11 protein-coding genes and 4 tRNA genes are annotated in these 11,046 nt (G+C 70.1%); 10 read left to right on the forward strand and 5 right to left on the reverse strand.

The window, feature by feature from the left end; translation table 11 throughout:
- The 5 genes from VF697_RS37010 to VF697_RS37030 all read right to left on the reverse strand — a co-directional run.
- Positions 1-432: methyltransferase domain-containing protein (locus tag VF697_RS37010; RefSeq protein ID WP_331102611.1), on the reverse strand; the 432-nt coding region annotated here is incomplete at its 3' end.
- Positions 433-556: 124 nt separating this feature from the next.
- Positions 557-3,124 (reverse strand): ATP-dependent helicase HrpB, encoded by a 2,568-nt coding sequence (gene hrpB, locus VF697_RS37015; protein WP_331102613.1) that lies wholly within the window; start codon positions 3,122-3,124, stop codon positions 557-559.
- A 37-nt stretch (positions 3,125-3,161) separates the two neighbouring features.
- Positions 3,162-4,232, reverse strand: coding sequence for a hypothetical protein (locus VF697_RS37020; RefSeq protein ID WP_331102615.1), 1,071 nt, complete (start codon positions 4,230-4,232; stop codon positions 3,162-3,164).
- 81 nt (positions 4,233-4,313) lie between these two features.
- Entirely contained in the window at positions 4,314-5,018 is a 705-nt protein-coding gene (locus VF697_RS37025; protein ID WP_331102617.1) for an HAD family hydrolase, read from the reverse strand.
- Between the two features lie 56 nt (positions 5,019-5,074).
- Complete coding sequence (locus VF697_RS37030) at positions 5,075-5,722, reverse strand: HEAT repeat domain-containing protein (protein WP_331102619.1); 648 nt, start codon at positions 5,720-5,722, stop codon at positions 5,075-5,077.
- A 163-nt stretch (positions 5,723-5,885) separates the two neighbouring features.
- Here VF697_RS37030 and VF697_RS37035 point away from each other — a divergent pair, with 163 nt between their 5' ends.
- The 10 genes from VF697_RS37035 to VF697_RS37080 all read left to right on the forward strand — a co-directional run.
- Entirely contained in the window at positions 5,886-6,278 is a 393-nt protein-coding gene (locus VF697_RS37035) for a hypothetical protein (protein ID WP_331102621.1), read from the forward strand.
- Positions 6,279-6,404: 126 nt separating this feature from the next.
- Positions 6,405-7,673 (forward strand): adventurous gliding motility lipoprotein CglB, encoded by a 1,269-nt coding sequence (gene cglB / locus VF697_RS37040; RefSeq protein WP_331102623.1) that lies wholly within the window; start codon positions 6,405-6,407, stop codon positions 7,671-7,673.
- 66 nt (positions 7,674-7,739) lie between these two features.
- On the forward strand, positions 7,740-8,699 hold the full coding sequence (locus VF697_RS37045) for a RimK family alpha-L-glutamate ligase (RefSeq protein ID WP_331102625.1): 960 nt from the start codon (positions 7,740-7,742) through the stop codon (positions 8,697-8,699).
- A gap of 71 nt (positions 8,700-8,770) precedes the next feature.
- Positions 8,771-9,220: a hypothetical protein gene (locus tag VF697_RS37050; RefSeq protein WP_331102627.1), complete on the forward strand. Its 450-nt coding sequence runs from the start codon at positions 8,771-8,773 to the stop codon at positions 9,218-9,220.
- A gap of 87 nt (positions 9,221-9,307) precedes the next feature.
- The gene (gene rlmB / locus VF697_RS37055) at positions 9,308-10,114 is read left to right on the forward strand and encodes a 23S rRNA (guanosine(2251)-2'-O)-methyltransferase RlmB (protein ID WP_331102629.1); all 807 of its coding nucleotides are present in this window, start codon (positions 9,308-9,310) and stop codon (positions 10,112-10,114) included.
- Positions 10,115-10,242: 128 nt separating this feature from the next.
- Positions 10,243-10,315, forward strand: a tRNA-Thr gene (locus tag VF697_RS37060).
- Between the two features lie 88 nt (positions 10,316-10,403).
- A tRNA-Tyr gene (locus tag VF697_RS37065) sits at positions 10,404-10,487 on the forward strand.
- Between the two features lie 9 nt (positions 10,488-10,496).
- Positions 10,497-10,572: transfer RNA gene (locus tag VF697_RS37070), tRNA-Gly, on the forward strand.
- 22 nt (positions 10,573-10,594) lie between these two features.
- A tRNA-Thr gene (locus tag VF697_RS37075) sits at positions 10,595-10,670 on the forward strand.
- A gap of 16 nt (positions 10,671-10,686) precedes the next feature.
- Positions 10,687-11,046, forward strand: a 360-nt coding sequence (locus VF697_RS37080) for a GTP-binding protein (RefSeq protein WP_331102631.1), incomplete at its 3' end; no start/stop codon positions are given.

Genomic DNA, 11,046 nt, shown 5'->3' on the forward strand with positions numbered 1-11,046 from the left:
CATGTGGAAGAGCGATTCGAAGGCCCACGCGGCATCGGTGGACGCGTCCGGGAACGGCAGTGCCATGGCGTTGGCGACCTGGAAGTTCAACCGCTCGCCCAGCCCCGCGCGGGCGGCTTGGTGGTTGGCCTTCTCGACCTGCTTCGGGCTGACGGAGACACCCGTCACCCGGCACCCGGTGGCCCGCGAGAGGTGGATGGCCGGCCCACCCGTGCCACACCCCACGTCCAGCATGTGCTGCCCCTCCCGGACCTGCGCCTTGCCCACCATGATCTCGGTGAGACGCACCTGCGCCTCGGCGATGCTGCCGCCCGTGGAGTCATCGGGCCAGTAGCCCACATGAATGCTCTCGCCCCAGACGATCTCGAAGAAAGGGGTGAACTGGTCGTAGAACTGCGCGACCGACTCGGGGGTCGGCATGAATTGGCTCATGGAGCCTTTATTCTACTGCAACCCCTGATGAAGTGAGCCCCAGGGGGCGGGAGCCCAGGCGCTCCAGGGATGAGCGGCCCGTGTGGTCACACCTTCTCGACGAGTGAACTCCGTGTGACGCGTGTCAGATGCGCCGTCCACGCTCGGCGGGCGTCTGCGCATGGCGCGGATCCTCGGGCCAGCTGTGCTTGGGGTACTTGCGGCACAGCTCCTTGCGGAGCGCGGGGTAGTGCCGCTCCCAGAAGCCGGCGAGATCCGTGGTGACCTGCACCGCGCGCATGTTGGGCGCGAGCAGGTGGAGCACGAGCGGTACGCGCCCGGCACACACGCTGGGCCCCTGGGCCATGCCAAAGAAGTCCTGGAGGCGGGACTCGACCCACGGGGGTTTGCCGGGCTCGTAGTGGACCTTGGCCGTGCGTCCGCCGGGGAGGGAGACCTTCTCGGGGGCGTGGTTGGACAGCAGGCGCGCCTGCTCGGAGGTGAGGCGCGAGTAGAGCGCGTCGATCAGGGACACGCCGTTGAGGTCCGCGAAGCTCCGGGCCCCGGCGCACAGGGACGCGAGCGAGTCGCGCATGAAGGCGTCGTCCACGGTGGGGAAGCTGGCCTCGGGGAACGCCTGGGCGAGCAGCGCGACGCGGGTGCGCCACTGCTGGAGGGCCTCGGGGTCGGCGAAGCGGCCGGGACCGGCGGCGAGGGCCTGCTCCACGAGCACGCGCGCGGCCTGCTCGGAGGGAGGTGCGGGCGTGCGCGTCTCCTCGAGGACGAGGTTGCCGTAGGCGAGGCGGGTGATGCGCTCGACGCGCTTGGCCTCGGCGTTCCACTGGAGGGCGTCCACTTCCTCCAGGGCCTCCGGGTACAGGTCGAGCAGCCACTCGGGCTCCACGGCGCTGGCGAGGCGGATGATGACGCCGCGACCGGGGCGCTCCTCGGCGTCCACGGCGACCATGAGCTCGGGCTCCTGGACGACGCTGACGTCGGAGAGCTGGGCGGTGCCTCCGCCGAAGAGGAGCAGGTCGGGGGCGCGAGGCCGGCGGCGCCGGGCCACCCGGTCCGGATAGCCGGCGAGCACGCTGAGCATCAGCGCCTGTTCCACGGCCTCGGGGCGCGAGGGCTTCTGACCCTGCTCGCGCACGGCGCGCCGGAGCTGGCGCTGCACCCGGTCCACGGCCTGCACGGCGCTCGACTCCAGGGAGAGGGACTGCACGCGGCCGGGGGAGAAGTTGGCGCGCTCGGCCTGGCGGAAGCGCTCGAGCAGCTCCAGCAGATCCGAGGGCCCGGCGACGACGTTGGCGGCGCCGCGGTTGGGACCGGAGAGGTTGGTGCGCGCCTCGCGGCGGATGTCGCGCTCGCCCACGAGGGCCGCGAGGAGCGCCGCGTCCGCGCCCACCCCGCGCCGCTCCCCCTCGACGATGATGCGGGCCTGGCGTGGGTGGAGGGGGAAGCGCAGGAGCCGCTGGCCGATGTCCGTCACGGAGCCATCGGAGGCCACGGCGCCCAACCGGCGCAGCAGGGTCTCCGCGGCCTCGAGCGAGGCGGCGGGAGGTGGCTCGAAGAAGGGGAAGGCGCCGAGGTCCTTCACGCCCGAGGCCCGCAGGGCGAGGATGGTCTCCGCCAGGTCCATGCGGCGGATTTCGGGGGCGTCCTGGTCGGGGCGGCCGTCGAAGTCGTGCTGGGTGTAGAGGCGCAGGCAGTGGCCCGAGCGGGTACGACCGGCGCGGCCAGCGCGCTGGGTGGCGGAGGCCCGGCTCACCTTGGAGAGCTTGAGGATGGGCAGGCCGGACCAGGGCGAGTGCGAGGCCACGCGGGCCTGTCCACTGTCGATGACGGCGGCGACACCGTCGATGGTGACGGAGGTCTCCGCGACGTTGGTGGAGAGGATGATCTTCCGCCGGGAGCTGCGGCGCACGGCGCGGTCCTGCTCGGCGGGGGTCAGGTCACCGTGGAGCGGGAGGAGGTCAATCCCGTGGCGCTCGGCGAACTCGGCACAGGCGTCCTTGGCGCGGCGGATTTCTCCGGCGCCGGGGAGGAAGACGAGCACGTCCCCATCGAGCCCGTTGGCGTGGAGCCGCTTGATGCCGGAGAGCACCTGGGCATCGAGGTAGCGGTCATCGGCGGTGGGGAGGTACTCGACGGAGACGTCGAAGCGGCGGCCCTCGGAGCGCAGGGTGGGGCAGTTGTCGAGGTAGGCGCTGATGGGGGCGGCCTCGAGCGTGGCGGACATGACCACGAGCTTGAGGTCGGGCCGGGGACCCTGCTGGAGGCGGCGCAGGAGGGCGAGCGAGATGTCGGCGGAGAGGTGACGCTCGTGGAACTCGTCGAGCACGACCACACCGATGTCACGCAGGGTGGGGTCGGAGAGGAGCCGGCGACCGAGCACCCCCTCGGTGACGAAGGAGAGGCGGGTCTTGGGGCCACGGACGTCCTCGAAGCGGACCTGGTAGCCGACGGTCTCTCCGACGCGCTCGCCGATCTCCTCGGAGACACGCTGGGCGGCGAGCCGGGTGGGAAGGCGGCGAGGCTGGAGGACGACGATCTCCTTGCCCTGGCCGATGCCGGCTTCGAGCAGGGCGCGGGGCACGCGGGTCGTCTTGCCGGCGCCAGGAGGGGCCTCCAGCACGAGCGACTTCGCGCCCCGCAGGGTGGCGACGATCTCCGGCAGGAGCGGATCGATGGGGAGGGCGACGTCGGCCATGGCCGATTCCTCTTAACGGTGGAGCGAGGGACCTGCTTCAGGCGGATTCAGAGGAGGAGGACTTGGGGTTCGCCTTCTTGCGCCCTCGCCTGGTGGCCGATTTCGAAGCGGACTTCGTCTCGGGAGCCGTCTCCGGAGCCGAGGCCTCGGCGGTGGGCTCGGCCGCGGGAGGCTCGGCGGCGGGAGGAGGCTCGGGAGTCAGCGGGACCTCGGGAGCCGCGGCGGCCGTCTCGGAGGCGGGAGCGGCTTCGGCGAGAGGCTCCGAGGAACCCGGCCCGGAGAGCGCCGCGAGCTCGGCCAGCTCGGCGGCACTGGGCTCGACGGAATCGCTCGCGAGGGGGGCGACCTCCTCGGTGGCAGGGGCCTCCTCGGTGGCAGGGGCTTCGGGGGACTCCAGGAACGGCAGTCCGCGAGCGGCGCGCTTGCGCGGCTTGGCGGCGAGGCCGGCGTTCTCGAAGGCCTCCGGGAGGGGCGCGAGGGCGGCTTCGGCGAGGCACCGGGCCTGACGCAGGCCGAGGTCCAGCCGCTTGCCGAGGGCGATGAGCTCGGCGCGAAGCGGGGCGGCCTGCTCATGGGGGAGCTGGACGGGGACGAAGCAGGCCTGCCACTGGGACCAGGTGGCGGCGACCTGCTCCAGCACGGGGCGGACGAAGGAGAAGTCGTCGCGGGCGAGGATGCGAGAGACGTAGGAGGACTTCAGCCGGCGCTCGTAGTTGGCGGCGAACTCCTGGAGGGCCTCGCGGGAGGCGCGGCGGAGCTGGGGGAACTTGAGGTGGGGGAAGAGGGCCTCGATGACGGGGGCGCGGCTGCTGGCACAGAAGGTGATGCCGGCGTGGAGCTTCTCGAGGGTGTCGACCCAGACATTCTGGAGGGTGAAGGCGAACTCCTCGCGGACCTCCTCGAGCTCGGGCAGGTCGCGGACCTTCTCCAGGATGGAGGAGGCGGGGGCGCGCTCGGTGCGGACGATCTGGAGGGCGGTGGCGAGCCACTCCTTCTCGCGCTCCAGGCCTGAGCGGCCCGCGAGCAGCTCATCGGCGGCGGCGAGGCGGGAGTCGAAGGCCTCGGCGAAACGGACGAGATCGTAGGCTTCCAGGGTGGACAGCGACATGGGGTGGGGCCTCCTGGGGTCCGGAGCGGGACGGCCGAGATACCACACCCGGGGCGGAGGAGCCGGAAGAGAGAGCCCGGCTCAACGCCCGTCGAGCAGGACGGCGAGCGCTTCACGGGCGGTGAGATCCGGGAAGGCGTAGTCGGCCCCGGAGGCGAGGAGGGCGTCGGGGGTGAAGTTGCCGGTGCCGACGCCGATGCAGGTGGCGCCGATGCCCTGGGCGGCGGCGACGTCCTTGGGGGTATCGCCGATGACGACGACGCGGCACTGCTCGACGGGGACGCCGAGCAGGGCGGCGCCGCTCTTCGCGCCATGGCGGATGAGCTCGACGCGGTCCTCGTGGTCGCAGCCGAAGCCGCCGAAGGAGAAGCGGTCGTGGATGCGGACGCGCTCGAGCTTGATGCGAGCGCCCTCGCGCACGTTGCCGGTGCCGAGCCCCACGGCGAAGCCCTTGCGTCCGTGGGCGGCGTCGACGGCTTCGCGCATGCCGGGGTGGAGGCGGTAGTCGCGGTCATGGACGCGGGGCACCTCCTCGGCGAGGGCGGCGAGGTAGGCGTCGATGACGGCGGTGATGGCGTCTGGGGAGGTAGGAGCGCCGAGGAACTCCAGCGCCTTGCGGACGATGGCCCGGTCGGTCATCCCGGACATGCTGAAGGAGTCACAGGCATCACGGCGGCCGTGCAGTCGCTCGAAGGCTCGCTCCATGGCACGGCGACCGGCACCTCCGGTGGTGACGAGGGTGCCATCGATGTCGAAGAGGAGCACGGTGGGGCGCATGGCCCCCATCTAACGAAAGCCCGGGCCCGAAGCGAGCGCCTCGGAGCGAAGCCGGACAGGCTCCGCTACGGCTCGACGTGGATCAACCCCTGCTGGATGGCCTCGCGCACGGCCCGGCTCTCCTCGAGAGGCAGCCGCTCCTCGAGGACGCGCCGGGCCTCGGCCCCGCCCATGCGCCCGAGAACCTGGGCCGCGGCGGCGCGCACGGGCTCGCTCTGGTCCTCGATGAGGGGGGTGAGCAGGGGAATGGCCTCGAGTCCCACGCGGCGACCGAGAGCGAGGGCGGCGGCGGCGCGCACGGAGGCGGGCGTGGCCGAGCTGCGCGCGAGGTTCTGGAGTCGCTGGGAGGCCTCGGGGTGGGCGACCACGGCCATGGCGGCGACGGCGCGGGTGCGCTGCGGCTCGGGGGCCTTGGGGTTGTGGGCGAGCCCGGTGAGCTCGGTGAGGGCCTCGGGACCGAGCGGGGCCCAGTCGGCCTCGCGGGGAAAGGACTCGGGGCTGTCGAGCAGGCGGAGGATCTCCTCGTGCAGCGTGCCCTGGGCCTGTGGGGCGCTGGGGGCGGAGGGAGGCATCCGGGCGGCGGCGGCCTCACCGGCCTGGTCGGGGCCCGTGAGGAGCAGCACGGCGAGCGCGCACGGTGGCACCAGGCGGGCACACCACCCGCGAGTGGACGGGGTGGGGCGGGCGGAGACGAGCGGCCGGGAGATGGACATGGGGGGGAGCTCCCTCGGTTGCGGACCTTTGACGGACCCTGGTTATAGGCCGGAGGCCACGGTGGATTCGACGCACCCCGGGTGTCTTTCGTTGAGAGTGGATTCTTGAAGTGGCGCGGCGTTGGGTTGAAGTCGTTGGGCGCGCCCGGTATGTGGCGCGACCATGGCTGGACGTGTCTTCTTCTTCCTGCAGCACGCCACGTATGAGCCCGCGTTCCAGGCGGCCTCGATGGGCATCACCGCGGCGGCGATGGGGGATGAGGTGTATTTCGTCTTCGCCTTCGACGCGCTGCGAGCGCTGGTGCGGGGCAGTTTCGGGCAGCCGCACAGCGAGAAGGAGTTGTCGGAGAGTGCGAGGGCGGAGGGGCTTGGGGTGCTTCCCCCAGCGCGGATGCTGGAGGAGGCGAGGGGGCTGGGGGCGAAGCTGGTGGCGTGCGACACCACGGTAAGAATCTGTGGATACGCGCCGGAGCAGCTGAAGGGGACGCTGGACGAGGTGATGGGGCTCGCGTCCTTGTGGAGATTGACGGAAGGTGCACGCACCCTCGCCCTCTAGGGAGGCGTTGCGTTGATGGCTGGCCGTGGGCGCGTCGCGGAGGGTATCCTCGGCACGCTTTCGGGGCCGGTCCCTATGTGAGCGCGGGGTGAGCCCGCGCCCGATTTCGAGGAGCGACTTCAATCTATGCGCGCCAAACTGACCCTCTTGCTCTCCCTGGTGGTGGGCACTCTCGGTGGTGTTCTCGCCACCGGCTGCCAGACCTATGACTTCGAGCCGGTGGAGCCGCTCGCCGTCTCTCAGACGACGGTGGAGACGAGGGTAGAGGCCAAGGCCCTCAAGCCCAACCTGATGCTGCTGGTGGACACGTCGGGCTCGATGACGCTGCCGCTCAATCCGGCGCTCCCGGCCTGCAAGCTGTCCTCGGGCAGCACTTGTGGCGGCGACGCGCCGTGCCCGACGACGTGCCCCACGCGCTGGCGGGCGCTGCAGGGCGCGATGAACACGTTCCTCACCCAGAACGGCCGGATTGCGCGCATGGGTCTGGCGACCTACCCGGGCAAGCAACTCGTTCAGGGGACGGTGTGCGGAGGCACCACCGCGCTGCGCGAGGCGCTGCCCACGGAGGAGGATGACAACACGCTGATCGCCAAAGCCGCCGCCGTGAACAAGGCGCTGCAGGACATCCCCAACTCCGCGGCGGGCAAGCCGGAGGGCGGAACCCCGACGAGCACGAGCCTCAACTACCTGGGGACGCTCCCGGACATGCAGGTGGAGGGGCGCGAGGACCTCGTCCTGCTGCTGACGGACGGTCTGCCCAACTGCAACGAGAACAACGAGAACTTCTGGACGAAAGCCACTCCCGACCGATGCCGCTGCACGCTGGAGAACACCTCGTTCTGCGAGTCCACGCCGTACGACAAGCTGGGCTGCCTCGACAAGGACGGCTCGGTGACGGCGGTGCGGAACCTGAGGAACAAGCAGATCCGCACCATCGTCATCGGCTTCGGCGCGGAGACGGCGACGGGCAATGGCACGGAGGTGCTCAACGCGATGGCCGAGGCGGGCGGATTCGCGCTCGAGGCCAAGGCGTGCACCGCGGACGCGGACTGCGGCGCGGGTGACACGTGCGATACGACGGCCAAGACGTGCCGTCGCCGCTTCTACCAAGCGGGCAACCAGACGGAGTTGTCGGCGGCTCTGGAGGCGATCAGCAAGGTGGTGGGTCCTGCCAATCCCTGCCTCCTCCAGATTCCCCCGGATCAGCTCCCGTCTTCCGAGAACCTGGTCGTCGTCTACATCAACAAGGAGCGCGTCGAGGCCGGTGAGAACACCTGGCGGCTGAACCTGCCGTCGGAGGGTGTGGAGTTCAAGGGTGACCTGTGCACGCGCATCAAGAACTCCACGGCGATCGATCCGGTGGACATCGAAGTGCGCGCCGTGCAGCGCCGGTAGTTCTCGGGGGCGGCTTTACGTGGTGAGGGGCCGGGGCTATGTCTCCGGCGCCCGCCCTGGCCGCCCATGAAGATCACCATCCTCTCGCGCTCCGCCTCCATTTCGTCCACCAAGCGTCTGGTCGAGGCCGGGCGCGCGCGAGGGCACCAGGTGCGTGTGCTCAACCCGGTCCGGGTGGAGATGCACCTGGACGGGCAGCGGGCCAACCTCTACTACCATCGCCGCAAGCTGTCGCCGTGCGACGTGGTCATCCCGCGCATTGCCCAGTCCATCAACACCTACGGGCTCGCGGTGGTGAACCAGTTCGCCATGTGCGGGGTTCCGCTGGTGAACACGGCGCGGGCCATCGCCGAGTCGCGCAACAAGATGCGCTCGCTGCAGCTCCTGTCGGCGCACGGCATTCACATCCCGGCCACGGTGATGGCGCGTGACGCGGGGGACCTCAAGGCGATGGTGGGCCTGGTGGGTGGCGTGCCGGTGTTGGTGAAGCTGCTGCAGGGCCAGGAGAAGCGTGGGGTGATGGTGTGCGAGAGCCTCCAGTCCTTGGAAGCCGCGCTGGAGGCCATCCTCGGGCTGGGGCACGACCTGGTGGTCCAGCAGTACGTGCAGAACACGGGGCAGGACGTGCGGGTGCTGGTGGTGGGAGGCCGGGCGGTGGCGGCGGTGAAGCGCCGGCCGCGGGTCGGACGGCTCTCCTACACGCTGAACCGGGGCGCCCGGCTGGAGCCCCTCCAGTTGACGGATGCGCACCGGCTGGCGGCGGAGAAGACGGCGGTGTTGGTGGGGCTGGAGGTGGCGGCGGTGGATCTGCTCGACGTGCCGGAGGGGCAACCCAAGGTGTTCGAGGTCAACAGCTCCCCGGCCCTTCCGGAGATGGAGGCGGCCACGGGCTTGGACCTGGCCGGCATCATCATCCAGCGAGCGGAGGAACTGGCGGCTGGTGGCCCGAAAGTGGGGCTGCCGGAGCCAGAGCCGGTGACGACCCGACGGAAGCGCCCCTCCAAGGCCTCCGCCGGAGGGGCGTGAACAGAAAGAGGTCCCCGGACGTCAGAGGGTCGGCTATAGGGTGGGCCCGAGTCCCGCCGAGGAGAACGACCATGCTGAACTTCCGACGCATCACGTCCCTGGCCGCCGCGGTGGTGGCCCTCGCCAGCGCCCAGGTCCAGGCCGCGGAGCAGGTGGACCCCACCACCCTGTACGAGGTGAGCACCGAGGGCACCTCCACCAAGGTGAAGGCCGGCGAGGAGGGCGTGTTCGTGCTGTCCATCAAGAGCAAGTCGGGCGCCCACGTGTCCGACGAGGCGCCGCTGAAGCTGGAGCTCAAGGGCACGCAGGTGTCGCCGGCGAAGGAGAAGCTGGCGCTGGCGGACTCGGTGGCGAAGAAGGCGGCGGGGCAGCAGTTCGTGGATCCGCGCTTCGAGGTGCCGTTCAAGGCCCCGGCGGCCGGCAAGGGCACGCTGGAGGCGAAGCTCACCTTCTTCATCTGCTCGGAGCAGCTGTGCGCCCGGCAGCAGAAGACCTTCTCCATCCCCGTCGAGGTTCTCTAGACCGTGGCGCGCCAGCGTTCCCCCAACAGCAGTGAGCCCAGGAGCAGTGAGCGAGGCGAGCGCGGGCGCGGTGGAGACCGCGAACGCGTGGAGCGAGGGGGCGGCGAGCGCGGTGGGGACCGCGATCGGGGCGAGCGCGAGCGCTACGTGTACGGGGTGAACCCGGTCCTCGAGGCCCTGCGGGCGCACGCGGAGCGGGTGGAGCGCCTCTTCACGGCCGAGGGGCAGCTGGCCGCCAAGGCCGCGGCCGAGATCTTCAGCCGGGCGAGGGATTCAGGCATCCGGGTGGAGCGAGTGCCTCGGGAGCGCCTGGCCGCCATGGCGGACGGCGGGGTGCACCAGGGCATCATCGCCGAGCTGCGCGGCTTCGAGTACGTGGATGTGTCGGACTTGCTGGAGGCAGCCGAGGAGAGTGGTCGTCCGCCGCTGCTGGTGGTGCTGGACGGCATCCAGGACCCGCACAACTTTGGAGCCATCATCCGCTCGGCGCACGCACTGGGGGCGCACGGGGTGATCATCGCCAAGGACAGGGCGGTGCCGGTGACGGGCGTGGTGGCCAAGGCGTCCGCGGGGGCGGTGGAGCACTGTCCCATCGCTCGGGTGGTCAACCTCTCCCGGACCCTGGAGGAGCTGAAGGAGGCGGGGGTGTGGATCGCTGCGGCGGACCCCGACTCGAACGAGCCCCTGTGGAGGGCGCGACTGGACGGACCGTTGGCGGTCGTGGTGGGGGCCGAGGGAGCGGGCGTGCGCGAGGGCGTCCTGAAGCACTGCGACTTCCGGCTCGGGATTCCGATGCTCGGTCAGGTGGGTTCCCTGAATGCGTCCGTTTCTGCGGCGATTCTGCTATACGAGGCCGCTAGGCAGCGGGGGGCGCGTCCTGTTGCCGGAAGTTGAAACCGTCGGGATCAAACTCCTTGACTTGAGCGACGGGGACTTCTAAAAGGGCGCGCCTCGACGGGGACGGGCGGTTGACGGCTCCGGGCGGGGGAGGGTGGGTCGGGGAGAAAGCAGCCGGAGTGGATGCCGGTGTAGCTCAGTTGGTAGAGCACCTGATTTGTAATCAGTAGGTCGCGGGTTCAAATCCCGCCGCCGGCCAAGAAGGACGGGGCCGCGGATGAGGGCCCGGGACGAAAAAAGCAGTAGGAAGAAACACCAGTAGTGCGGTAGTTGAGCAGTGCGTTGCGGAGGGGTACCCAAGTGGCCAAAGGGAGCAGACTGTAAATCTGCCGGCTCTACGCCTTCGTTGGTTCGAATCCAACCCCCTCCATCAGCAATCGCGGGAATAGCTCAGTTGGTAGAGCGTCAGCCTTCCAAGCTGAATGTCGTGGGTTCGAATCCCATTTCCCGCTCCAGTTGTAGGAGTCAAGTCTACAAGCCCTGATAGCTCAGTTGGCAGAGCGCATCCTTGGTAAGGATGAGGTCACCAGTTCAATCCTGGTTCAGGGCTCCATTTTTCGAGGAGCGTTATGTCCAAGGAAAAGTTCGACAGAAGCTTGCCCCACGTCAACATCGGCACCATCGGCCACGTTGACCACGGCAAGACGTCCCTCACGGCGGCCATCACCAAGGTGCTCGCCGACACGTACGGCGGGCAGGCCCGCAGCTTCGCGGACATCGACAACGCGCCCGAGGAGCGGGAGCGCGGCATCACCATCGCCACCTCGCACGTCGAGTACGAGACGGACAACCGCCACTACGCGCACGTCGACTGCCCCGGGCACGCCGACTACGTGAAGAACATGATCACGGGCGCGGCGCAGATGGACGGCGCCATCCTCGTGGTCTCGGCGGCCGACGGCCCGATGCCCCAGACGCGCGAGCACATC

The sequence above is a fragment of the Archangium sp. genome (assembly GCF_036388035.1).
GTDB lineage: Bacteria > Myxococcota > Myxococcia > Myxococcales > Myxococcaceae > Archangium.